The sequence below is a fragment of the Pseudomonas sp. FG47 genome (assembly GCF_057809115.1).
This window is the reverse complement of sequence record NZ_JBMDJI010000027.1, coordinates 1-23,258: the sequence shown is the minus strand read 5'-3', so window position 1 is coordinate 23,258 and position 23,258 is coordinate 1. Positions and strand designations below refer to the sequence as shown.

18 protein-coding genes are annotated in these 23,258 nt (G+C 64.1%); 5 read left to right on the top strand and 13 right to left on the bottom strand.

All coding sequences use genetic code 11. From position 1 onward, the window contains the following. Positions 1-33: 33 nt before the first annotated feature. The 3 genes from ACODS5_RS18430 to msbA are packed head-to-tail and all read right to left on the bottom strand — an operon-like array spanning position 34 to position 4,145. Positions 34-1,434, bottom strand: a complete 1,401-nt coding sequence (locus tag ACODS5_RS18430; RefSeq protein WP_489109351.1) for a PIG-L deacetylase family protein — start codon at positions 1,432-1,434, stop codon at positions 34-36. A 3-nt stretch (positions 1,435-1,437) separates the two neighbouring features. Then, positions 1,438-2,334 (bottom strand): GNAT family N-acetyltransferase, encoded by an 897-nt coding sequence (locus ACODS5_RS18425; RefSeq protein WP_134690339.1) that lies wholly within the window; start codon positions 2,332-2,334, stop codon positions 1,438-1,440. Next, positions 2,328-4,145, bottom strand: coding sequence for a lipid A export permease/ATP-binding protein MsbA (gene msbA, locus ACODS5_RS18420; protein WP_134690341.1), 1,818 nt, complete (start codon positions 4,143-4,145; stop codon positions 2,328-2,330). Before msbA ends, ACODS5_RS18425 begins: the two co-directional genes overlap by 7 nt. A gap of 125 nt (positions 4,146-4,270) precedes the next feature. On the opposite strand from msbA, the gene ACODS5_RS18415 reads away from it, so the two are divergent. Continuing rightward, positions 4,271-4,933, top strand: a complete 663-nt coding sequence (locus tag ACODS5_RS18415) for a phosphotransferase (RefSeq protein WP_134690343.1) — start codon at positions 4,271-4,273, stop codon at positions 4,931-4,933. Between the two features lie 4 nt (positions 4,934-4,937). On the opposite strand, the gene ACODS5_RS18410 is transcribed toward ACODS5_RS18415, so the two are convergent. The 5 genes from ACODS5_RS18410 to putP all read right to left on the bottom strand — a co-directional run bounded on the left by ACODS5_RS18410 (position 4,938) and on the right by putP (position 11,784). After that, positions 4,938-6,386 (bottom strand): hypothetical protein, encoded by a 1,449-nt coding sequence (locus ACODS5_RS18410; protein WP_489109350.1) that lies wholly within the window; start codon positions 6,384-6,386, stop codon positions 4,938-4,940. A gap of 39 nt (positions 6,387-6,425) precedes the next feature. Beyond that, on the bottom strand, positions 6,426-7,328 hold the full coding sequence (locus tag ACODS5_RS18405) for a glycosyltransferase family 2 protein (protein WP_134690345.1): 903 nt from the start codon (positions 7,326-7,328) through the stop codon (positions 6,426-6,428). Next, positions 7,315-9,069 (bottom strand): carbamoyltransferase family protein, encoded by a 1,755-nt coding sequence (locus ACODS5_RS18400; RefSeq protein WP_489109349.1) that lies wholly within the window; start codon positions 9,067-9,069, stop codon positions 7,315-7,317. The genes ACODS5_RS18405 and ACODS5_RS18400 overlap by 14 nt, the downstream gene beginning before the upstream one ends. 242 nt (positions 9,070-9,311) lie before the next feature. After that, on the bottom strand, positions 9,312-10,148 hold the full coding sequence (locus ACODS5_RS18395; protein ID WP_125465792.1) for a 23S rRNA (adenine(2030)-N(6))-methyltransferase RlmJ: 837 nt from the start codon (positions 10,146-10,148) through the stop codon (positions 9,312-9,314). Between the two features lie 157 nt (positions 10,149-10,305). Continuing rightward, the gene (gene putP / locus ACODS5_RS18390) at positions 10,306-11,784 is read right to left on the bottom strand and encodes a sodium/proline symporter PutP (protein WP_167659446.1); all 1,479 of its coding nucleotides are present in this window, start codon (positions 11,782-11,784) and stop codon (positions 10,306-10,308) included. Between the two features lie 360 nt (positions 11,785-12,144). On the opposite strand from putP, the gene putA reads away from it, so the two are divergent. Beyond that, entirely contained in the window at positions 12,145-16,095 is a 3,951-nt protein-coding gene (putA, locus tag ACODS5_RS18385; protein WP_489109348.1) for a trifunctional transcriptional regulator/proline dehydrogenase/L-glutamate gamma-semialdehyde dehydrogenase, read from the top strand. Between the two features lie 56 nt (positions 16,096-16,151). Here putA and ACODS5_RS18380 read toward each other — a convergent pair whose 3' ends face one another. From ACODS5_RS18380 to ACODS5_RS18360, 5 genes are all read right to left on the bottom strand, one after another. Then, positions 16,152-16,460 carry a Txe/YoeB family addiction module toxin gene (locus tag ACODS5_RS18380; RefSeq protein ID WP_134690353.1) on the bottom strand — a complete coding sequence of 103 codons (309 nt, stop codon included), beginning with the start codon at positions 16,458-16,460 and terminating at the stop codon, positions 16,152-16,154. Beyond that, positions 16,426-16,710: a type II toxin-antitoxin system Phd/YefM family antitoxin gene (locus tag ACODS5_RS18375; RefSeq protein WP_023630627.1), complete on the bottom strand. Its 285-nt coding sequence runs from the start codon at positions 16,708-16,710 to the stop codon at positions 16,426-16,428. The genes ACODS5_RS18380 and ACODS5_RS18375 overlap by 35 nt, the downstream gene beginning before the upstream one ends. Positions 16,711-17,034: 324 nt before the next feature. Further along, a complete protein-coding gene (locus tag ACODS5_RS18370; RefSeq protein ID WP_046854291.1) occupies positions 17,035-17,277 on the bottom strand; it encodes a hypothetical protein in 243 nt (80 codons plus the stop codon). Between the two features lie 386 nt (positions 17,278-17,663). Then, positions 17,664-17,948: a helix-turn-helix domain-containing protein gene (locus ACODS5_RS18365; RefSeq protein WP_489109347.1), complete on the bottom strand. Its 285-nt coding sequence runs from the start codon at positions 17,946-17,948 to the stop codon at positions 17,664-17,666. A gap of 52 nt (positions 17,949-18,000) precedes the next feature. Further along, entirely contained in the window at positions 18,001-18,333 is a 333-nt protein-coding gene (locus tag ACODS5_RS18360; protein WP_134690359.1) for a type II toxin-antitoxin system RelE/ParE family toxin, read from the bottom strand. A gap of 276 nt (positions 18,334-18,609) precedes the next feature. Here ACODS5_RS18360 and ACODS5_RS18355 point away from each other — a divergent pair, with 276 nt between their 5' ends. The 3 genes from ACODS5_RS18355 to ACODS5_RS18345 are packed head-to-tail and all read left to right on the top strand — an operon-like array spanning position 18,610 to position 23,211. Next, positions 18,610-20,406 carry an acyl-CoA dehydrogenase gene (locus tag ACODS5_RS18355; RefSeq protein WP_489109346.1) on the top strand — a complete coding sequence of 599 codons (1,797 nt, stop codon included), beginning with the start codon at positions 18,610-18,612 and terminating at the stop codon, positions 20,404-20,406. Positions 20,407-20,437: 31 nt separating this feature from the next. Beyond that, the gene (locus ACODS5_RS18350) at positions 20,438-21,880 is read left to right on the top strand and encodes a TldD/PmbA family protein (protein ID WP_489109345.1); all 1,443 of its coding nucleotides are present in this window, start codon (positions 20,438-20,440) and stop codon (positions 21,878-21,880) included. Then, positions 21,880-23,211: a TldD/PmbA family protein gene (locus ACODS5_RS18345; protein ID WP_489109344.1), complete on the top strand. Its 1,332-nt coding sequence runs from the start codon at positions 21,880-21,882 to the stop codon at positions 23,209-23,211. Before ACODS5_RS18350 ends, ACODS5_RS18345 begins: the two co-directional genes overlap by 1 nt. Positions 23,212-23,258: the final 47 nt, after the last annotated feature.

The following is a 23,258-nucleotide window of genomic DNA, read 5'->3' as shown; positions in this document are numbered from 1 at the left end:
GCGGGATATTAGCACAGGGCCAATGTCACCACTTCAACTGCCGATCCGACGCACCCAGAACAGCTCATGGCGGCGCACCGCCTTGCGGAAGAACTCGTTTTCGCCACTGGCCGGCCAGCGACGTCCGGCCAGCCAATGCTGGAGCCAGCGGCGCAAGCGGCGCTTGAGCGGCAGTGGTCCCTGCAAGTCGTGCTGCATGCCCAGAGCCATGGCTTTATCCAACTGTTGCGCCTGGTCAAGCAGTGGGCTCCACAAGCGATCGGCAGGCAACGCCTCGATCGCCGGCGGCAAAGCGATGCCCATGCCTGCCGGGCCCATCGGCCAGCGGTCGTTGTCATGCAGGTGGTTGGCATAGAACAACGCGGTATCCGGTTTGCAGCTGCTCAGGGCGATGGCCTGGACAATCGCCTGGGTGGTGGCGACATGGTCTGCATGAGGGTCCAACTCAGGGTGCGGGGTAATCACCACCTCGGGACGGTAGTGTTCCAGCAGCGCAACCAGGTCGGCCACCAGGTTGTGCCAGGTGGGCGCGCCATCCTGGTCGCCCGGCAACAGCAGCGGATTGTGCTGGCGCACGCTGCGGATATCGCTTTCGCCGGACTCGCGGGAGCCGAACGCCTGCATCGGCTGGGCAGCCATCTGCGGCAGTTGCAGACAGTAGTAGCCCAGCTGCACGCAATGGCTGGCCGGCACCCCGCCCCACAACGGCACGGCCAGGCTGTCCCAACTGCGCAGGCGGCCCTTGAGCCGCGCGGCTGCGGCTTGCGACAAGCCCAGCCGCTGGTAGGCCTCGGCCTCGATTTCGCCCTGGGTCAGGGTAACGATGGCCACGTCGGCGCAGCGGCTGTAATAGCCAAACGCAGCCAGCTCGGCATCGTCGGCATGGGGCGCCAGGATCAGCGTGCGCTGACGGCTATAGTCCGGGTTGCGCATAACATGCAGTTCGCCCTCGCCGGCCAGTCGGCAACGCCGGCCACGCAACGCCAGCTCACCACTGGCCAAGCGCTCGCGCTGACCGGACAGATTCAGGTAGCGCAGGCCGTTCACGCCGCGCTCGAAGTCCTGGCGGTCGTCGCCCACCTCGACGAACGGGTCCAGCCAGCGCCCCAGCCAGCCATGACGCACGCGCAGCGCCAGCACCAGGGTTTCGCCCTCGGCCAGCGCGCCGGACAAGCGCACCCGCCCACCGACAATGCTCACCGCCTGACTGGCGGCATCGTCAGGGAAAGCGTACTGGTAGTCGTCGCTGCCGCGGTAGAACAGGTGGTCGGCGAACCATGCCTCATGGGCCACCCAGCCCAGCACCAGCAGCAGCGGGACCAGCCACCAGGCCAAGGTCACCCCCACCACCAGCAACGCCAACAGGGCCACCAGCAGGGTGATGCGCTTGGCGCGCCGGTGTTTTTTCAACAGCAGTTGCTTGCGTGCGCTCATGGTTCAGACCTGATAGACCGGCACGGTACGACACCAGCGGTCCTTGTATTCGCGATCGGCACGCCCGAACGAGTAGCGCAGCGGTTTGCCCACGGCCCTGGCATCGGCCCAGGCCTGCTGCGTGTTGACGAAGCTGAGCACGCTGCCGGGGCTGAATTCGCGACTTTGCGGATCGACCCCGCCGTTGATGTACTCCAGCGACACCCAGCCCGGCGCTTCGACACGGTATAGCACCTGGATCGCCACCGGCACATCCGCCAGCAGCGCCACCGAACCGGTCATGAATTCGCGCAGCAGGGTAAACACCTCGACCAGGCCTTGCTTGCCCGCCACCTCGAAGCCCCAGCGGCGTTCGAACAGCTCGGTATACATGGCCGCCTGCTGGGCGGGGGTGAAGTCCGCCATCGGCCGCAACACCCCGCCGGCTTCCTCGAGCAGGCGCAGTTCACGGCGCTGGTTGTAGCGGAACTTCTTTGAATAGTCCTCGGGCTCGCGGGCCAGGGCCAAGCCTTCGGGCTGACTGCGCAGGGTGGCGATGCGCCCGGCATTGAGCTCGGACACATAGCGCATGCGCTGGCGCACCGGCACCTGCAGCGCTTCGGCCACTGGCAGGATGATCTCGGCGTTGCCCAAGTCCAGCAGGTGGCGCTTGCCTTCGCGCTTGAGCACTTCCTTGGCCAACGCCAGGTAGCGTCCGGAACACGGCATCGCGGCCAGCAACTGGCCGTCGACGTGCCAGCCGAGGTAGCGCACCGGTAACCCGATGAACGCCGACAGCCGCGCCACCACCTCGGGGTGCGTGGCGAAACTGCCGCCAAACTGGTGCCAGGCCCTGGCGTAGTCTGCCTGGTCGATTTCCTGCCAGCCCCGCTCCCGCCATACGCGCAACAGGCTCAGCATGCATCGACCGCTTGTGCAGGTTTACCGTCGTCGTCCTCGAACTCTCGCGCATGCAAACGGGCGTAGTGGCCGTTGCGCGCCAACAACTCGCTGTGCGAACCGCGCTCGACGATCCGTCCTTCCTCCATGACCAGGATCAAATCGGCTTTTTCGATGGTCGACAGGCGGTGGGCGATGACCAGGGTGGTGCGGTTTTGCATCACATGGTCCAGCGCCGCCTGGATATGCCGCTCGGATTCGGTGTCCAGCGCCGAGGTCGCCTCGTCGAGGATCAGCAGCGGTGCGTCCTTGAGCAAGGCACGGGCAATGGCCAGGCGTTGGCGCTGGCCGCCGGACAGCAGCACGCCGTTTTCGCCCACCAGGGTGTCGTAGCCCTGCGGCATCTTGCGGATGAACTCGTCGGCATAGGCTTCGCTGGCGGCCTTGCGCACCGCCTCGAGCGGCGCGCCGGCCAGGTCGCCATAGGCAATGTTATTGGTCACGGTGTCGTTGAACAGGGTGACTTGCTGGCTCACCAGGGCAATATGCCGACGCAGGTTGCGCAGGGTGAATGCCTGCACCTCGTCGTCATCGAGCAGAATTTGCCCTTGCTCATGCTGGTAGAAGCGCGGGATCAGCCCGGCCAGGGTCGACTTGCCGCTGCCGGAGCGACCGACCAGCGCCACCATTTGCCCGGGCTCGACCACGAAGCTGATGTCGTCGAGCACCTTCTTGTCGGTGCCGGGGTACTCGAAACTGAGGTTGCGCACCTCCAGGCGACCCTGCACACGCTCACGCTCGATGCTGCCGTTATCCACCTCGGGTGCTTCGTCGAGCTGTTCGAAGATGCTTTCGGCGCCAGCCACGCCACGCTGGATGGTCGAGCTGACCTCCGACAGCTGGCGAATCGGCTTGGGCAACAGGCCAGCCATGGTGATGTAGGCAACCAGGTCGCCGGCCGAGGCCTCGCCACGCAGCAGCAGCACCAGGAACATCACCACCGCCATGGCGCTGTAGGTCACCAATTGCAGGGTGGGGGTGTAGACCGCGCCGGTCTTGGTCATCGACAGCTGCTTCTCGGTGTTGCTCTGGCTGGCCTGCTGGAAGCGTGCCTTCTCGTAGCTTTCACCGCCGAAGCTGCGGACCACTCGATAGCCATGGATGGTCTCGGACGCCACATGGGTCACGTCGCCCATGGACACCTGGATCTTCTTGCTCTGCTTGCGGAACTTGCGACTGGTGCTGCTGACCATCAGGGCGATGATCGGCAGGATCGCCACCATCACCAGGGTCAGCTTCCAGTTCATCCACAGCAGCGTGCAGAACAGGAACACCACGGTCATGCCCTCGCGGATCACCACCTTGATGGCGTCGGTGGCCGCGCCGGTGACCATGGTCACGTTGAAGGTAATGCGCGAAATCAGGTGCCCGGAGTTGTGCTGGTCGAAGTAGCGGTTGGGCAGCTCGAGCAGCTTGTTGAACAGCACCACCCGCAGGTCATGCACCAGGCCCAGAGAAACCCTAGCCAGGAAGTAGTTGCCCAGGTAGGAGCCCACGCCCTGCCAGGCGGCGATGGCCACGATCATCAACGGCACCGCCTGCAGCAAACGCAACTCGCCCAGGTACGGATTGTTGGGGAACAGCACCGCATCCGGGTTGGCCAGGCCGTCGACGAAATACTTGAGGATGTAGGCCAGCATCGGCTGCGTCGAAGCGAACAGCAGGAAGCCGGCGATACTGAGCAGGAACAGCCCGAGGTAAGGGCGCACATACGTCAGCAGGCGGAAATAGATCGCCAATGTGGACTGGGGGCGAGGTTCAGGACTGCTCATGGGAATCCGCACACGAAAATGAGGAGACGATCATAACACAGGGTGTTTTTCGCCAATGAAACCGAGCACGGGCCAGGTCGCGACAAGTCGGCTAAGATAGCCGGCCTGTCGATCGGAGGTTACGCATGCAAGCAATGGATCATCCCACCTACCTGGCCCTGCGCGAGGGCGCCCAGGTGCTGGAAGCCGACGGCTCCGGCGACAAGGTGCTGCGCTTGCGTGACGGGTTGATGCTCAAGCTGTTCCGGCGCAAGCGCCTGCTCAGCTCGGCGCTGCTGTTCCCCTACGCGGGACGCTTCGAGCGCAACGCCCAGGCCTTGCGTGACTTGGGCATTCCCTGCCCCGAAGTACTGGCCACCTATCGCATCGCCAGCATCGAGCGCGACGCCGTGTACTACCGGCCATTGCCCGGGGACACCCTGCGCCAGCTGCTGGACGATCAAGCCCAGGCCCAGCCGCTGCGCAGGCAACTGGGGCAGTTCGTTGCGCGCCTGCACGAAGCCGGGGTGTATTTCCGCTCGCTGCACCTGGGCAACGTGGTGCTGACCCCCGACAACCAGCTGGGGCTGATCGACATCGCCGACCTGCAGCACCAGCGCCGAGCCCTGCGTGACAGCCAGCGCGAGCGCAACTTCCACCATATGCTGCGCTACCCCCAGGACCGCCAGTGGCTGCTGGGCGAGGATGGCGGCGCCACCTTCCTGCAGGGTTATTGCCAGGAGCTGGAGCGGGGCCAGCACAAACCCCGCCCGCGCCTATTGAGCAACCTGCGTCAGTTGCTCGGCTGAGCCGTCAGCGACCAATCACCACGAAGGTCGCTTTCTTGCGGTTGGCAAAGCTGGCCAGCACGCGCATCTGGTGCTGCTCCAGCCAGGCCCTCAGCCAGGGCTCGTCTGGCCGGGCTTCGAACACGAAGTAGTTGTACTGCTGCGCCTTCGGCCCCTCCAGCACCTGCTCGCGTGCGGGCAACGTGGGGTATCCGCGACCCGCGTAGTAGCTGACACGGCTGTCTTCGAAATAGACCTTGGCTTGCGGATCGACGTTGGCGGCGACCCAGCGCCCCGCCTCGACGATATGTGGCTTGCCGGCACCGGTGGAGATGACATTGGCCAGCATGACCAGCAGCGCCACCGCCACCAACGCCTTGCCCAGCCGCGGGAAGCGCTGGGCAAACAGCATCGCGCCCACCGCCAGCAGCGGCAGCGCCAGGAGATTGAGGAAACTCAGGTAACGACCGTTCATGAACTGCTGGGCGATGAAGAACAGCAAGAGCACCAGGCCATAGATCAGCGCAGCCCAGGCAAACGGCCGGAACTCGCGCAAGTAGGTGCGCAGCGCCTGCCAGGTGCCACGCTGCAGAAACGGCAGGCAGAACGGTCCACTCAAGGCAATGAACTTGATGATCAGGGCCGCCAGCAAGCCGAAGAACACGATTCGCCCGGCCTCGTCGCGGGAATACTTGTGCTTGAGGCTGTCACCGAACTGCTCCGCCAATGCCTGGAAAGCCGTCAGCACCTTGCGCGGGTCGACCAAGCCGAGGAAGTAGTCCACTCGCCCCAACGACAAACCACCCTTGGCCAACAGCACCATGGCCGCCGCGATACCGGCAATCAGCGGCACGCAGATGAACTGGACGAATGCCTTCAGGCTGCTGCGTTCGCGCAGGCCAACCAGCATCCACAGGCCCAACGCGCCTTCGAGCATCAGCGCCTCCAGGCGGAACAGCACGGCACCGGCGATCGCCACATGGATGCTGGCCGCGCGCAACCAACCGCCCCGCAGCTGCCATTGCAAGGCCAGCCACAGCGCCAGCACGCTGAAGAACCAGAAGCCATACTCGCGAATGATGTCGTTGCGGAACTGATTGACCGCCGGCATTGCCAGCACCACCAGCAACGCCCAGCCGGCGGCGGCCGGCACGCGCTGGCGTACCGAGTCGACCAGCAGCGCACAGGTACCGGCCATGAACAACGCGCACCACAGGTAGGCGCACCACTCCATCGGCAACCGGGTGACGCCATGGGTGGCGGACAGCAGGAAAGTGAACCACGGCCAGTCGAACGCCTGCCAGGCCACCTGCGGGCCTTCGCTGCTGATGCGTTGGGCGACACTCATGTAGAGCGCCGCGTCGCGGCCCAGCGCGCTGGTACCCAACACGGCGATCAACGAAAGCAACAAGCTACCGATAAATGCCAGTCGTACCGGGTAAGTGCCGACCATCCTTGAAACGTAAGAACCCACCGCGTTCCCCATCCTGTTCAACAGTTAAGTGTGTTTGTTTCAGGCCTTGAGCAAACGCAGGGCCTTGCGCAAATAGGTCCAACGCGCAGCCTGCAAAGGGCTCAGGCGCAGGGCCTTGGCATAGAAGCGCCTTGCCGAGCGGCGGTCGCCAGCCAGCAACGCGGCGCGGAACAGCGACAGGTAGCGCTGCGCCGTATAGCGCCGACGCAGCACCTGGCACTCGGCAGGCAAACTGGAGAACACTTCCCGGACCATGCCCAGGGCGTATTCTTCTTCGTTGTCGCGGTTGTGGCGCAGGCTGTCGGCATGCTTGTGGATGCGCGCCAACGGCTGATTGGTCAATGCGACCTGGGCATTGACCAGCAGGTAGGCGAACACCGGGATATCCTCGCCAGTACGCAGCCCCTGTGGGTACGGACGGCGCAGCAACAGGTCGCGGGCGAACAAGGTGCAGCAGTGCGAAATGGAAATGCGCTTTTCCAGCAGGTAGCGCCGCGCCAGCGCCAGGGCCCCGGCACGCGGCACGGGCGTCGGCAGACGCAGACGCTCCTCGCCGTCGGGGAACACCGAGATCTGCGCCCCCAGCACCAGCCCGGCCTGCGGGTTGGCGGCCAGCACCTCGCGCAGGATGGCAATGGCGTGCGCGGTCAGTTCGTCGTCGGCATCCAGCAGCAGCACATAGGCACCGCGCGCCTGCGCGATGCCGTGGTTGCGCGCGGCTGCCGCGCCCGCATTGGCCTGGTCGAGCACCTGCAGCTGCGGATAGCGCGCGGCATAGCCCGCCAATACTTCACGGGTGTTGTCCGTGGAGCCATCGTTGACCACGATCAGCTCCAGGTCATCCGCCCATTGGCACAACACCGAGTCCAGCGCCCGTGGCAACAGGTTCGCGTAGTTGTAGGCCGGCATGACCAGGCTGATCAGCACCTCAGGCGTCGGCATACGCCGGCGCACCGTCTTTGACTACCAGGACGTCTTCCATGATCAGGTACTGCAGGTCCGAGCCGAAGAACATGTTCAGGGCATCGGTCGGCGAGCAGATCATCGGTTCGCCACGACGGTTCAGCGAGGTGTTCAGCGACACGCCGTTGCCGGTCAGGTCCTCGAGGGCCTTCATCATGTCGTAGTAGCGCGGGTTGTACTCGCGCTTGAGCACCTGGGCACGCGAGGTACCGTCCTCGTGGACCACTTCCGGCACACGGGTCTTCCACTCTTCTGCCACTTCGAAGGTGAAGGTCATGAACGGGGCCGGATGATCGATCTTGATCATCTGCGGCGCCACGGTGTCGAGCATCGACGGGCAGAAAGGCCTCCAGCGCTCGCGGAACTTGATCTGGTGGTTGATGCGATCGGCCACGCCCGGCACGCTCGGGCAGCCGATGATCGAACGCCCACCCAGCGCGCGCGGACCGAACTCCATGCGGCCCTGGAACCAGGCCACCGGGTTGCCATCGACCATGATCTTGGCGATCTGCTCGGGCATGTTCTCGAGCTTGCGCCAGGCGGGCTGGTTCGGGTGACGAGCACAGGCGGCGATCACGTCTTCGTTGGAGTACGCGGGGCCCAGGTAGACGTGCTCCATCTTCTCGACCGGCACGCCACGGGCGTGGGATACGTAGGCAGCGGCGCCGACCGCGGTGCCTGCGTCGCCGGACGCTGGCTGGACGAACAGCTCCTTGACGTCGTCGCGGGCGATGATCTTCTGGTTCAGCTTGACGTTCAGCGCGCAGCCACCGGCGAAGGCCAGCTTGCCGGTCTCTTTCAGGGTGTCGCCCAGGTAGTGGTCGATCATCTGCAGCGCCAGCTTCTCGAACAGTGCCTGCATGCTGGCGGCGTAGTGGATGTACGGCTCGTCGGCGATGTCGCCTTCGCGTTTCGGGCCCAGCCACTCGATCAGCTTGGGCGAGAAGTAGAAACCCTTGCCCTTTTCTTTGTAGCGGCGCAGGCCGATGACGTTGGCGTACTCGGTATTGATCACCAGCTCGCCGTTTTCGAAGCTGGCCAGGCGCGAGAAGTCATACTTGCTGGCATCGCCATACGGCGCCATGCCCATGACCTTGAACTCGCCATCGAGCATCTCGAAGCCGAGGAATTCGGTGATCGCGCCATACAGGCCACCCAGGGAATCCGGATCGAAGAATTCCTTGATCTTGTGGATCTTGCCGTTTTCGCCATAGCCGAAGAAGGTGGTGGCGTACTCACCCTTGCCGTCGATGCCGAGGATCGCGGTCTTCTCTTTGAAGCCCGAACAGTGGTAGGCGCTGGAGGCGTGGGCCAGGTGGTGCTCGACCGGCTCGATCTTGATCTTCTTCGGATCGAAGCCCAGCTGTTCCAGGCACCAGACGATCTTCTTGCGATAGCGCTTGTAACGGCGGTTGCCCATCAGCAGCGCGTCGAGGGCGCGATCCGGGGCGTACCAGTAGCGCTTGGCGTAGTGCCAGCGGGCCTTGCCGAACAGGCTGATCGGGGCGAATGGAATGGCCACCACGTCGACGTCCGACGGTTTGATGCCGGCCTGCTCCAGGCAGAACTTCGCCGACTCGTAGGGCATGCGGTTCTTCGCATGCTTGTCACGCACGAAGCGCTCTTCTTCGGCGGCGGCAATCAGCTTGCCGTCGATGTACAGGGCCGCGGAAGGGTCATGGCTAAGGGCGCCGGACAGGCCAAGAATCGTCAGTGCCAAGGGGTTAGCCTCTCAAATCGGTATGAAGTGCGCCACCGGCCATTCAGGCGGATGGCGGCTAAAGGGCGGGATTATAACGCAAAGATGGCGGACACACCGCCCCCTTGTAGGAGCGGCCTTGTGTCGCGAAAGGGGCGCGAAGCGGCCCCAGAGTTTCAGCTTCGCAGCTGAAATTGCAGGGGGCTGCCTTGCAGCCCTTTCGCGACACAAGGCCGCTCCTACAGAGGGGCGCGCACCCCAGGCTACTCGGCGATCAGCCAGTCCATGCGGTAGCTGCCTGCGGTCTGCGCCAGCTCCTTGGCCAGCCACGGCAGCAGCTCCTTGAGCTCGTCCTCAAGGCCCCACGGCGGGTTGGCGATGGCCAGGCCCGAACCGTTCAGGCCCTGGGGGCTGTCCTGGTGATGCACATACAGTTCCACCCGCAACAGCTTCGGCGCGCCAGTGCTGGTGAGATCCTGGTAAAAGCGGGTCAGCGAGCGCTGGTCCTTGATCGGGTACCAGATGGCCGCGACGGTCTGGCGCATGCGACCGATCGCCTCCTTCATCGCCACGGTGCAGCGCTTGAGTTCGTCGGCCTGCTCGAACGGCGGGTCGATCAGCATGATCGCGCGCTTTTCTTGCACCGGCAGCAGCGCCCGCGGGATATGCCAGCCCTCGCCCAGGTGCACGGTGACTCGCGGGTCCTTCTTCATGTTCTCTTTGAGCAGCACGCCGTCTTCAGGGTGCTTTTCGTTGAGCTGTGCACGGTCCTGCTCGCGCATCAGGCGGCGAGCCAGTTCGGGCGAGCCTGGGTAGTAGCGCAGCTCGCCGTTCTTGTTCAGGCGCTTGATGACGCCCAGGTAGTCGGCGGTGACGGCCGGCAGGTCATCGCGATTCCACAGGCGGGCGACGCCTTCGAGGTACTCACCGGTACGGCTCGCCTGGTCGCCCTGCAGGTCGTACAGGCCAAGCCCTGCGTGGGTATCGATATAGGCGAACGGCTGCTCCTTGCGCGACATCAGGGCGATGAGGCGGGTGAGCACGATGTGCTTGAGGACGTCGGCGTGGTTGCCGGCGTGGAAGGCATGACGATAATTCATGAGGACTCCTGCGGGAGCGCCAAGTTTACCTTGCCTTGCAGCCGGCAAAAAGCATCGCGAGCGATGCGGCGGCCCGACAAGCCCGCCCCCACAAATGCCCGAGGGCGCATGGGAGCGGGCTTGCCCCACGATAGGGACAACGCCGAGTCAGCAGGTATTACTTGTCGGCGTGATACTGCGCATCAGCGGTTTCAAAGCGCGAAACCATGCTGTTCGACGGGCTGCCAAGCTTGCTCACCACGAAGATCGCGATGCTGGCGAACAGGAAGCCTGGGATGATCTCGTACAGACCCAGGCCGACGTAGCTTTTCCACAGGATCACGGTCAGGGCACCGACGATGATGCCGGCCAGGGCACCGTTACGGGTCATACCCTTCCACAGCACCGAGATCAGCACTACCGGACCAAAGGCGGCACCGAAGCCGGCCCAGGCGTAGGCCACCAGGCCCAGCACGCGGTTCTCAGGGTTGGCGGCCATGGCGATGGCGATCAGCGCGACGGCCAACACCATCATGCGACCGACCCATACCAGTTCCTTCTGCGAAGCGTTCTTGCGCAGGAAGGCCTTGTAGAAGTCTTCGGTCAGGGCGCTGGAGCACACCAGCAACTGACAGCTCAGGGTGCTCATCACCGCCGCCAGGATGGCCGACAGCAACACACCGGCGATCCACGGGTTGAACAGGATCTTGGCCAACTCGATGAACACACGCTCGTGGTTCTCGGTGACAGGGCCTGCCAGCTCAGGATGCGCCGAGAAGTAGGCGATGCCGAAGAAGCCCACGGCGCAGGTACCGGCCAGGCACAGGATCATCCAGGTCATGGAGATGCGACGGGCGTTGGCGATCGACTTGACCGAGTCGGCGGCCATGAAGCGCGCCAGGATGTGCGGCTGGCCGAAGTAGCCCAGGCCCCAGCCCATCAGCGAAATGATGCCGATGAAGGTAGCGCCCTTGAACATGTCGAAGTGCGCCGGGTTGACCACCTCGATGGCGGCGAAGGTCTGGTCGAAGCCACCGGTGGAGATCAGCACGATCACCGGGGTCAGGATCAGCGCGAAGATCATCAGCGACGCCTGCACGGTGTCGGTCCAGCTCACCGCCAGGAAGCCACCGACGAAGGTATAAGCAATGGTCGCCGCGGCACCGGCCCACAGGGCGGTCTCGTACGGCATGCCGAAGGTGCTTTCGAACAGGCGGGCGCCGGCGACGATGCCGGAGGCGCAGTAGATGGTGAAGAACACCAGGATGACGATTGCCGAGATGATCCGCAGCAGGCCGGTCTGGTCTTCGAAACGACTGGAGAAGTAGTCCGGCAGGGTCAGGGCGTCACCGTTGTGCTCGGTCTGCACCCGCAGACGGCCAGCGACGAACAACCAGTTCAGGTAGGCGCCGACGGTCAGGCCGATGGCGATCCAGGCCTCGGAAAGGCCGGCGAAGTAAATGGCGCCCGGCAGGCCCATCAACAGCCAGCCGCTCATGTCCGATGCGCCGGCGGAAAGCGCGGTGACCACGCTGCCGAGACTACGGCCGCCGAGAATATAGTCGGAAAGGTTCTTGGTGGAGCGATAGGCGGCGAAGCCGATCAGCACCATTGCCGCAATGTAGACCACGAAGGTGATCGTTAGTGGATTGCCCATGAGTTGTGCCCTGGCGTTGTTTTTATCTCTTGCGACCGCCGTGCAGCAGACGGTTGCACCCAGGCGGCGCATCCTATGCAACAACATGAATCAGGTGCAACCATTTTTCATTTGCAAGTTGCACCCGACCCTGCATTTTCAGAAAAAACCCTTTTCTTGCTCCATTTCGGAGCAAAAACAGCCTTTTTCATACTTAAATGCACCAAAGACGGCCATTTCGGCTGTTCAGAAACGCCCTTCAGACGAGTTGCACCCAAGGCACGAAAAATTCGGGTTGCACCCGGTTGCACCCCAATTGTCCTACAGGCTAATCTTGCCGCCAGCTTAGGCCACATCCGTGGCCAATAACGAGGATAAGAAATGGCGACGACCACCCTTGGGGTCAAACTCGACGACCCGACCCGTGAGCGACTCAAAGCAGCTGCGCAGTCCATCGACCGCACGCCGCACTGGTTGATCAAGCAAGCGATCTTCAACTATCTCGAGAAGCTCGAGGGTGGCGCCACCCTGAACGACCTCAACGGCCATGCCGCCGCTGGCGACGACGCCGGCGAAGTCGCCGCCGACCACGCCCACCAGTGCTTCCTGGAGTTCGCCGAGAGTATCCTGCCGCAATCGGTACTGCGCTCGGCGATCACCGCCGCCTACCGTCGCCCCGAGCAGGAAGTGGTGCCGATGCTGCTGGAGCAGGCACGCCTGCCAGCCGCCCAGGCCGAAGCCACCAACAAGCTGGCCGCAAGCCTGGCCGACAAGCTGCGCAACCAGAAGAGCGCCGGTGGCCGCGCCGGTATCGTCCAGGGCCTGCTGCAGGAGTTCTCGCTGTCCTCGCAAGAAGGCGTGGCGCTGATGTGCCTGGCCGAAGCCCTGCTGCGCATCCCCGACAAAGGCACCCGTGACGCACTGATCCGCGACAAGATCAGCACCGGCAACTGGCAGCCGCACCTGGGCAACAGCCCGTCGCTGTTCGTCAACGCGGCGACCTGGGGCCTGCTGCTTACCGGCAAGCTGGTCAGCACCCACAACGAATCCGGCCTGACCTCCTCGCTCACCCGCATCATCGGCAAGAGCGGCGAGCCGATGATCCGCAAGGGCGTCGACATGGCCATGCGCCTGATGGGCGAGCAGTTCGTCACCGGCGAGACCATCGCCGAGGCCCTGGCCAACGCCAGCAAGTTCGAAGCCAAGGGCTTCCGCTACAGCTACGACATGCTCGGCGAAGCCGCGCTGACCGAGCACGACGCGCAGAAATACCTGGCCTCCTACGAGCAGGCGATCCACTCGATCGGCAAGGCCTCGCACGGCCGCGGCATCTATGAAGGCCCGGGCATCTCGATCAAGCTCTCGGCCCTGCACCCGCGCTACAGCCGCGCCCAGTACGAGCGCGTGATGAGCGAGCTGTACCCGCGCCTGCTGTCGCTGACCCTGCTGGCCAAGCAATACGACATCGGCCTGAACATCGACGCTGAGGAAGCCGACCGCCTGGAGCTGTCGCTGGACCTGCTCGAGCGCCTGTGCTTCGAGCCGTCGCTGGCCGGCTGGAACGGTATCGGCTTCGTCATTCAGGCCTACCAGAAGCGCTGCCCGTACGTGATCGACTACGTCATCGACCTGGCCAAGCGCAGCCGCCACCGCCTGATGATCCGCCTGGTGAAGGGCGCCTACTGGGACAGCGAGATCAAGCGCGCCCAGGTCGAGGGCCTGGAAGGCTACCCGGTGTACACCCGCAAGGTGTACACCGACGTGTCCTACGTCGCCTGCGCACGCAAGCTGCTGGCCGTGCCAGAAGCGATCTACCCGCAGTTCGCCACGCACAACGCCCACACCCTGTCGGCCATCTACACCATCGCCGGGCAGAACTACTACCCGGGCCAGTACGAGTTCCAGTGCCTGCACGGCATGGGTGAACCGCTGTATGAACAAGTTGTAGGCAAGATCTCCGAAGGCAAGCTGAACCGTCCGTGCCGCGTGTACGCCCCGGTCGGCACCCATGAAACCCTGCTGGCCTACCTGGTCCGCCGCCTGCTGGAAAACGGCGCCAACACCTCGTTCGTCAACCGCATCGCCGACCACTCGATCTCCATCCAGGAACTGGTCGCCGACCCGGTCGCCAGCATCGAGCGCATGGGCACCCAGGAAGGCAGCATCGGCCTGCCGCACCCGCGCATCCCGATGCCGCGTGAGCTGTATGGCAGCGAACGGGCCAACTCGGCCGGTATCGACATGGCCAACGAACACCGCCTGGCGTCGCTGTCGTGCGCCCTGCTGGCCACCGCCCACAACGACTGGAAAGCCGCCCCGCTGCTGGCTTGCGCCGCCAGCGAGCAGCCGGCCGCGCCGGTGCTCAATCCGTCCGATCATCGCGATGTGGTCGGCCATGTGCAGGAAGCCACCGTCGCCGACGTCGACAATGCCATCCAGTGCGCACTGAACGCCGCACCGATCTGGCAGGCCACTCCGCCCGCCGAGCGCGCCGCGATCCTCGAACGCGCCGCCGACCTGATGGAAGCCGATATCCAGCCGCTGATGGGCCTGCTGGTGCGCGAAGCCGGCAAGACCTTCGCCAACGCCATCGCCGAAGTACGCGAGGCGGTGGACTTCCTGCGCTACTACGCGGTGCAGGCACGCAACGACCTGCGCAACGACAGCTGCCGCCCACTGGGCCCGGTGGTGTGCATCAGCCCGTGGAACTTCCCGCTGGCGATCTTCTCCGGCCAGGTGGCCGCGGCCCTCGCCGCCGGCAACCCGGTGCTGGCCAAGCCGGCCGAACAGACCCCGCTGGTCGCCGCCCAGGCCGTGCGCCTGATGCTCGAAGCCGGCATCCCCGAAGGCGTGCTGCAACTGCTGCCAGGCCAGGGCGAAACCGTCGGTGCCGGCCTGGTCGGTGACGAGCGCGTCAAGGGCGTGATGTTCACCGGTTCCACCGAAGTCGCCCGCCTGCTGCAACGCAACATTGCCGGACGCCTGGACAACCAGGGCCGTCCGATCCCACTGATCGCCGAAACCGGCGGCCAGAACGCGATGATCGTCGACTCCTCGGCGCTGACCGAGCAGGTGGTGATCGATGTGGTTTCCTCGGCCTTCGACAGTGCCGGCCAACGTTGCTCGGCCCTGCGCGTACTGTGCCTGCAGGAAGACTCCGCCGACCGCGTGATCGAGATGCTCAAGGGCGCCATGGCCGAAAACCGCCTGGGCAACCCAGAGCGCCTGTCCGTGGACATTGGCCCGGTAATCGATGCCGAAGCCAAGGCCGGCATCGAGAAGCACATCCAGGGCATGCGCGACAAAGGCCGCAGCGTTTACCAGGTGGCCATCGCCGAAGGCGAGGAGATCAAGCGCGGTACCTTCGTGATGCCGACACTGATCGAACTGGAAAGCTTCGACGAGCTCAAGCGCGAAATCTTCGGCCCGGTACTGCACGTGGTGCGCTACAACCGCAAGGACCTGGACCAGTTGATCGAGCAGATCAACGCTTCCGGCTACGGCCTGACCCTGGGCGTGCACACCCGCATCGACGAGACCATCGCCAAGGTGGTGGACAACGTCAACGCCGGCAACATGTACGTCAACCGCAACATCGTCGGCGCCGTGGTCGGCGTGCAGCCGTTCGGCGGTGAAGGCCTGTCCGGCACCGGCCCGAAAGCCGGCGGCCCGCTGTACCTGTACCGCCTGCTGTCGACCCGCCCGGCCGACGCCATCGCCCGCCACTTCCAGGCCGACGACGCGCGCGTTGCCGCCGATACCACTCTGCGCGACCAGCAGCTCAAGCCGCTGACCACCCTCACGACCTGGGCGGCCAGCAGCCAGATGAGCGACCTGACCGCGCTGTGCGAGCAGTTCGCCGAGCAGTCGCAGAGCGGCATCAGCCGCGTGCTGCCAGGCCCAACCGGCGAGCGCAACACCTACAGCGTGCTGCCACGCGAACACGTGCTGTGCCTGGCCGACAACGAGGCCGACCTGCTGGCCCAGCTGGCAGCAGTACTGGCCGTGGGCAGCTCGGCGGTGTTCCAGGACGGCGAGCCGGCCAAGACCGTGCGCGCTCGTCTGCCGAAGGAGCTGCAAGCGAAGATCAAGCTGGTGGCTGACTGGAGCAAGGACGAGGTGGCCTTCGACGCGGTCATCCACCACGGTCACTCCGACCAGCTGCGCGGCGTCTGCGAACAGGTGGCCAAGCGTGCCGGCGCGATCGTCGGCGTGCATGGGCTGTCGAGCGGCGATCACCAGATCGCCCTGGAGCGCCTGGTGATCGAGCGGGCGGTGAGCGTGAACACCGCGGCAGCGGGTGGTAACGCCAGCTTGATGACCATCGGCTGACACCGACGGTCTAACAAAAGGAGAGCTTCGGCTCTCCTTTTTTGTGGGCGCTAGGCCTAATCGTCATAGTGGTAACGGCACTGCAGGATGGTCAGGGTTCCCGCCTCGTAGAAGTAGACCAATCGGTGTTCGCGAGTGATACGGCGAGACCAGAAACCTGACAAGTCGCCTTTGAGCGGCTCTGGCTTGCCGGTGCCTTTGAAAGGGCTGCGCAGACACTCACAGATCATCGTGTTGATGCGCTGGAAGATAGCGACATCACTGTTTCGCCAGTGGCCGTAGTCTTCCCACCCCTCGGCAGTGAAGGCCACGCTTGTGGTGCTTCGCGCCTCAGTCTTGTTTCGTTGCTTGGCTTTCACATTCATCGAGTGCCAGTTCCTGGGTAACGGCCTTACCAGCCCGGAGCTGAGCAATGGAAGCGCGAAGACGCTTGGCGTTCGCGGACGACTCCAGCAGGTACATGGTCTCGCGCATGCCGTTGTAGTCCTCGAGCGAAATCATCACGACCGGTTCGCCACGCTGACGTGTGATGACTGCCGGCTCATGGTCCCGGCATACGTCGTCCATTGTCTGCTTCAGGTCGGCGCGTGCCTGGCTGAACGTCAGTACATGCATTTTTCTTTCCTTTCCAGGTACCGCCTGGATCAGTTCTCGAGAGTCAACAGGCCTTGATGGCAGGTCGGCGCTGTGCGACCTGCCTGCCAAACATTGTACAAACTTGCGTACAACTCGCAAGGCCGAGCCCTGAAACTATTTGGAGAACTGATTGCCGTTGGGAAAGGTGGATATGGAACCGGAATTCCCGCAGCGGCAGAACAGCGTTAAATCCTGCTGCCATGTAGGAGCCGTCCCAAACCGGCGCTTGGCGCGATATCAAGACAGCCCCACTCCCGCAGCAGTACCCAGTGGCGTGAGAGCGGGGTTGCCCCGCGATCTGGCTTAATGCAGCGTCGGTGCCTGCGCCGGCATCTGCACCTGGATCAACGCCGCTTCGAGCAACACACGCAGCGATTCCATTTCATGCATCGACGCCATCATCAACACGGCGGCCGGCGACCTGGGTTTGAGCTGTACGGCGTGATGGGCCACGGTCAAGGCGCACAGGGCGTATTCGGTGGCCTGGATGAGGGTGTCTTCGAGGGAGTGAGGGTTGTGGGGTGGATCGGGGACAATCTTCAGCATGATGAATCCTCAATTTGAGATGGAACCATCACCATTCGCTGTCAAACAAAGGGTGGCAGCTGTACATGGGTTGACAGACCGGTCAAATAGAGGAAACCCGGCGCACCCAAAGATGCCCCACGCACAGCCGCCATAAAGACAAAGCCATACGGTTCGTATTTGAGTCGGCCTGTCAAAGCCGGTCGCTGATTTTGCAGCGACCGTCCGAGACTAGAGACCAACCCAGAGCACCGCAATGGCTTGAAAGGGCTTGGGAGTATGTTTGGGAATTGGGCTACATGGAATAGGGAAAGTCTTGGAATATGCGTAGGAAACGCACTTCGGCTCGGCCATCAGAGCCATAGGGGCGACTGGAAAACTGCGATCAATTTGAGGCTAAGCGGCCATCAGGCCGATTTCTTTTTCACCGTAAAATCAACTTCCAGATCGGCGTTCGCCAGAATATTCACCAGTGCATCCAGCGAAAACTTGTCTATCTTGCCATTGAGCAAGTCACTCAAGCGTGGCTGAGTCAGATGCAGTCGCCGTGCTGCATCTTTCTGCGGCAGATCCCAGGATCGGACCATCTTGGTCAACACCCGTATCAGCTTCGCCCGAAGCCGCAGGTTCTCGGCCTCTTCGGGTGAGTCGAACAGCGCATCCCATACTGAAGTGGAGCGTTCGTTTGTCATCGCAAATCCCTCTGTGCATCCATCTCGTTCATACAGTACTGCCGGTTCTGGCTCAGCAGGCGCCCAACAATTTGTACCGCGCTCTCGCCAGATCGATATCACGCTTTTCCGTCTTCTCGGTCGTCTTGCGAAACGCGTGCAGGACGTAAACCGCTTCTGGTCTACTCACGACGTAGAACACTCGAAATGCCCCGTCCCGACACTTGATGCGGATTTCTCGCGTCCCCGGACCAACGCTTTCCATTGGCTTCCAGTCGAAGGGGTCTTCACCGTCCTGAATCAGCTCCAGCTGATACCCGGCCCGCTGCCTTGCCACAATCGGAAAGTCCCGCAGGTCCTGCTTGCTGCTACCCAACCATTCGATTGGCTTTTGCTCATCATGCATCCTGCACGCTCCCGCCAATGCACTTGCCTGGCTTGTCCTTATCGGAGGCGTAAGCTCTCCATGAGCGGCAACGATAAAACTATATCGATATCGATATAAGGGCAATTGCGTGACAAGACTTTGCGACGAGTAACACCCAGGTCCATAGCGCCCGGCGCAACCCAGGGAGGCCTGGGCGATGGCAACTTCTGCCCCCATATCACCCACACCAATTAACCTGTCCCCTGCCCCACCACCCCGCCTAGACTCGCTGCATCCCGAACCAGGAATGCAGCCATGTCCGAGCAACTCCTCAGCAGCCGCAACCTCGCCTTCGAACTCTACGAAGTCCTCGACGCCGAGGCCCTGACCCAGCGTCCGCGCTTCGCCGAGCACAGCCGCGAGACCTTCGACGCGGCGCTGACCACCGCCCGCACCATTGCCGAAAAGTACTTCGCCCCGCACAACCGCAAAGGCGATGAAAACGAGCCGCGCTACGTGGACGGCCGCGCCGAGCTGATCCCGGAAGTGAAACCGGCCGTGGACGCCTTCCTCGAAGCGGGCTTCCTCAACGCCAACCGCGACTTCGAAGTCGGCGGCATGCAGCTGCCCAGCCTGGTATCGCAAGCCTGCTTCGCCCACTTCCAGGCGGCCAACGCCGGCACCACGGCCTACCCGTTCCTGACCATGGGCGCCGCCAACCTGATCGAGAGCTTCGGCAGCGAAGAACAGAAGCGCCTGTTCCTGCAGCCGATGATCGAGGGCCGCTACTTCGGCACCATGGCCCTGACCGAGCCCCATGCCGGCTCGTCACTGGCCGATATCCGCACCCGCGCCGAACCCGCAGGCGACGGCAGCTACCGGCTCAAGGGCAACAAGATCTTCATCTCTGGCGGCGACCACGAGTTGTCGGAGAACATCGTGCACATGGTCCTGGCCAAGCTGCCGGACGCGCCAGCCGGGGTGAAGGGCATCTCGCTGTTCATCGTGCCCAAGTACCTGGTCAACTCCGACGGCAGCCTGGGTCCGCGCAACGATGTGCTGCTGGCCGGCCTGTTCCACAAGATGGGCTGGCGCGGCACCACCTCCACCGCGCTTAACTTCGGCGACAACGGCCAGTGCGTCGGCTACCTGGTCGGCCAGCCGCATCAGGGCCTGGCCTGCATGTTCCAGATGATGAACGAGGCGCGCATCGGCGTCGGCATGGGCGCGGTGATGCTCGGCTACGCCGGTTACCTGTATTCACTGGAGTACGCCCGCCAACGCCCACAGGGCCGCCTGCCGGACAACAAGGACCCGCACAGCCCCGCCGTGCCGATCATCGAGCACAGCGACGTCAAGCGCATGCTGCTGGCGCAGAAGGCCTACGTGGAGGGTGCTTTCGATCTGGGCCTGTACGCCGCCCGGCTGTTCGACGACACCCACTCTGCGCCGGATGAAAACACCCGCCAGCAAGCCCAGGAATTGCTCGACCTGCTCACCCCGATCGTCAAGTCCTGGCCTTCGGCGTTCTGCCTCAAGGCCAATGAACTGGCAATCCAGATCCTCGGCGGCCATGGCTACACCCGCGAATACCCGGTCGAGCAGTACTACCGCGACAACCGCCTCAACCCGATCCACGAAGGCACCGAGGGCATCCAATCTCTCGACCTGCTGGGCCGCAAGCTGGCACAGAGCGGCGGCTCCGGGCTCAAGCAGCTGATCCGCCTGATCGCCGGCACCTGCGAGCGCGCCAGCCATCACCCGAACCTCGACACACTGCGCCAGCCGCTGGAGCAATTGGTCAATCGCCTGCAGAGTGTGACCCTCGTCCTGCTCGGCGATCTAGCCCAGGGTAAAGTCGCCGGCGCACTGGCCAACTCGGCGCTGTACCTAAAGGTGTTCGGCCATTGCGTGCTCGGCTGGCGCTGGCTGGAGCAGGCCATTCATGCCGAAGTCGGTCTGCTCAAGAGCGGCGACCGCGATTTCTACCAGGGCAAGCTCCAGGCCGCGCGTTATTTCCTCACCTGGGAAGTACCGGGCTGCCATAATGACCTCGCGTTGCTCGAGGCCCGCGACGACACTTGCCTCGCAATGCAAGAGGGGTGGTTCTAGGGGGAGCCACCGCGCACACGGAGGTTCCCGCATGTTCGATTCCAGCGCCCTGCTGCGCCAGCGCTTCGCCGCGCTGCGCAGCACGGCCGAAGTGTTCTCGCTTCGCCATGTGAAGCAATCGCACCAGTCCCTGTCGGTTCGACGCAACGTCGCCGAACCGCCGTACTTCAGCCGCGACGAAGGCGCCATGCTCACCGTACGGGTTGCTGGCGTCGAGGCCTACGCGGCCACCGCCGACCTGTCGCAGGGCGGCCTGCAAAGGGCCCTGGAGCAGGCCGAGGCACTGGCCCGGCGAATCAAGGCGCACAGCCTGCTCGACCTCAGCGGCCAACCCGCGCCAAGCGCGCGCCACGACCATGTCTCGCCGAACTTCGCGCAAGCCCTGCCCAACCTCGCCGACTGCCTTGATCTGCTCGCCGCCGAATCGGCCAGCGTGCCCAAGGACGAACGCCTGGTGGACTGGCAGGCCAGCCTGGGCATCAGCCTGGTCGAGCAGACCTACCTGAACTCCGCCGGCGCCGAACTGCGCCATGCCCAGCGCTTCATCTACCCAGGCCTGGGCGTCACCGCCAGTAACGGCCAGGACAGCCAGAGCCGCACCCTGGGCCGCGACAACTTCGGCCAGCAGGGTGGTTTCGAGGTGATCGAGCGCTGTGGCCTGGTCGGCGCGGCCCGCCGCGTGGCCGACGAAGCGCTGCAATTGCTGCTGGCGCCCAATACACCCAGCGGCACCCGCGACCTGCTGCTGATGCCCGACCAGATGATGCTGCAGATCCACGAGTCCATCGGCCATCCGCTGGAAATGGACCGCATTCTCGGCGACGAACGCAATTACGCCGGCACCAGCTTCGTCAAGGTCAGCGACTTCGGCCATCTGCAATACGGCTCGACGCTGCTCAACGTGACCTTCGACCCAACCATCGGCGAAGAACTGGCCAGCTACAGCTTCGACGACGACGGCACCCCGGCCCGCAAGCAGTTCCTGATCCGCGACGGCCTGTTGCAGCGCCCCCTGGGCGGCGCCCTGTCGCAACTGCGCTCAGGCCTGGACGGCGTGGCCAACAGCCGCGCCTGCGGCTGGAACCGCGCGCCGATCGACCGCATGGCCAACCTCAACATCGAGCCGGGCGAGCAGACGCTTGCGCAACTGATCGCCGGCATCGAGCACGGCATCCTGATGCGCACCAATCGCTCGTGGTCCATCGATGATGCGCGCAACAAGTTCCAGTTCGGCTGCGAATGGGGCCAGCTGATCGAGAACGGCGAACTCAAGGGCGTGGTGAAAAACCCGAACTATCGCGGCATCTCTGCCGACTTCTGGCGCAACCTCTCGGCGGTCGGTGACCGCAGCACCTTCCAGGTACTCGGCACGCCCAACTGCGGCAAGGGCGAGCCCAACCAGGTGGTACGAGTCGGCCATGCCTCGCCGGCCTGCGTGTTCCGCCAGATCGACGTATTCGGAGGGGACGCCTGATGAGCACCGTCTACCAGCGACGTTTCGAAAGCCTGCTCGACAGCCTGAACGCCGCCGTGCAGCCCGGCGAGCAGTTCACCCTGGGCTACAACGCCGAGCACTCGCAGTTCGTGCGCTTCAACCATGCCAAGGTGCGCCAGGCCGGGCTGGTCAGCCAGGCCAGCGTGCAGTTGCGGCTGGTCCGCGAAGGACGCCAGGCCGAGCAGCAAATCACCCTGGGCGACGATGCCGACCTCGACCGCCAGCGCCTGCACGACGCCCTCGCGCAACTGCGCCAGACCCTGCCGCTGCTGCCGCTAGACCCCTACCTGAGCCTCGACGAAAGCGCCTGGCACAGCCACAGCCTGCTGCAGCCGACGCTGCCCGAGCTGGACGAAGTGCTGGCCTTGGTCGAGCGCGAAGCCGGCGACCTGGACCTGGTCGGCATCTATGCCGCCGGCCCCATCTGCCGCGGCTTCGCCAGCTCGTTCGGCGCCTTTGGCTGGCACCAGGCCAACAGTTTCAACTTTGACTGGAGCCTGTTCCACGCCAACGGCCAGGCCGTCAAAGCCAACTACGCAGGGCAGGTCTGGAGCGGCGAAACCTTTGCCGCACGCCTGCGTCAGGCTCGCGAACAGCTGGCGCACCTAGGGCGCCCGGCCGTCACCCTCAAGCCCGGCAGCTACCGCGCCTACCTGGCGCCGGCGGCGATGGACGAAATCGCCGGCATGCTGTGCTGGGGAGGCTTCTCGGCCCAGGCCCTGGCCACCGGCAACAGCCCGTTGCAGCGCCTGTACAACGGCGATGCGCGGCTAAGCTCGCAGGTGTGCTTCAGCGAACAGATCAGCGGCTCGCTGAGCCCGGCGTTTTCCGATGAAGGCTCACCACGCCGCGACCTGCTGCTGATCAACGAAGGCCAGGCACGGGAACGCCTGGTCAGCGCCCGCAGCGCCGCCGAGTTCGCCCTCCAGGCCAATGGCGCCGACAGCTACGAGTCGCCCTGCGCGCTGAGCCTGGCACCGGGTAACCTGCCCGGCGAGCAGATTCTTGAACGCCTGGGCACCGGCCTTTATATCAGCAACCTCTGGTATCTGAACTACTCGGACCTGCCAGCGGCGCGCATGACCGGCCTGACCCGCTTCGCCACCTTCTGGGTGGAAAACGGGCAGATCCAGGGGCCGGTGAGCACCATGCGTTTCGACGACAGCCTGTACAACCTGCTGGGCAGCCAGCTGGAGGACCTGACCCAGGAGCGCGAGATGATCCTGTCGACCAGCACCTACAGCGAACGCAGCACCGGGTCGAGTCATCTGCCTGGGGCGCTGGTCAAAGGGCTGACCCTGACCTTGTGATCAGCAGGATCGAGCTGTTCGCCGGCCAGCCGGCTCCTACAGGAGGT

What these genes read in the sequence shown, in the direction of transcription:
- ACODS5_RS18370 (WP_046854291.1), bottom strand. Translation starts at nt 17,277, where the DNA reads ATGCTGAAGATTGTCCCCGATCCACCCCACAACCCTCACTCCCTCGAA.
- ACODS5_RS18405 (WP_134690345.1), bottom strand. Translation starts at nt 7,328, where the DNA reads ATGCCGACGCCTGAGGTGCTGATCAGCCTGGTCATGCCGGCCTACAAC.
- ACODS5_RS18350 (WP_489109345.1), top strand. Translation starts at nt 20,438, where the DNA reads ATGTTCGATTCCAGCGCCCTGCTGCGCCAGCGCTTCGCCGCGCTGCGC.
- ACODS5_RS18375 (WP_023630627.1), bottom strand. Translation starts at nt 16,710, where the DNA reads ATGCATGTACTGACGTTCAGCCAGGCACGCGCCGACCTGAAGCAGACA.
- ACODS5_RS18415 (WP_134690343.1), top strand. Translation starts at nt 4,271, where the DNA reads ATGCAAGCAATGGATCATCCCACCTACCTGGCCCTGCGCGAGGGCGCC.
- msbA (WP_134690341.1), bottom strand. Translation starts at nt 4,145, where the DNA reads ATGAGCAGTCCTGAACCTCGCCCCCAGTCCACATTGGCGATCTATTTC.
- putP (WP_167659446.1), bottom strand. Translation starts at nt 11,784, where the DNA reads ATGGGCAATCCACTAACGATCACCTTCGTGGTCTACATTGCGGCAATG.
- ACODS5_RS18380 (WP_134690353.1), bottom strand. Translation starts at nt 16,460, where the DNA reads ATGAATGTGAAAGCCAAGCAACGAAACAAGACTGAGGCGCGAAGCACC.
- ACODS5_RS18425 (WP_134690339.1), bottom strand. Translation starts at nt 2,334, where the DNA reads ATGCTGAGCCTGTTGCGCGTATGGCGGGAGCGGGGCTGGCAGGAAATC.
- ACODS5_RS18360 (WP_134690359.1), bottom strand. Translation starts at nt 18,333, where the DNA reads ATGCATGATGAGCAAAAGCCAATCGAATGGTTGGGTAGCAGCAAGCAG.
- ACODS5_RS18345 (WP_489109344.1), top strand. Translation starts at nt 21,880, where the DNA reads ATGAGCACCGTCTACCAGCGACGTTTCGAAAGCCTGCTCGACAGCCTG.
- ACODS5_RS18395 (WP_125465792.1), bottom strand. Translation starts at nt 10,148, where the DNA reads ATGAATTATCGTCATGCCTTCCACGCCGGCAACCACGCCGACGTCCTC.
- ACODS5_RS18365 (WP_489109347.1), bottom strand. Translation starts at nt 17,948, where the DNA reads ATGACAAACGAACGCTCCACTTCAGTATGGGATGCGCTGTTCGACTCA.
- ACODS5_RS18430 (WP_489109351.1), bottom strand. Translation starts at nt 1,434, where the DNA reads ATGAGCGCACGCAAGCAACTGCTGTTGAAAAAACACCGGCGCGCCAAG.
- putA (WP_489109348.1), top strand. Translation starts at nt 12,145, where the DNA reads ATGGCGACGACCACCCTTGGGGTCAAACTCGACGACCCGACCCGTGAG.
- ACODS5_RS18355 (WP_489109346.1), top strand. Translation starts at nt 18,610, where the DNA reads ATGTCCGAGCAACTCCTCAGCAGCCGCAACCTCGCCTTCGAACTCTAC.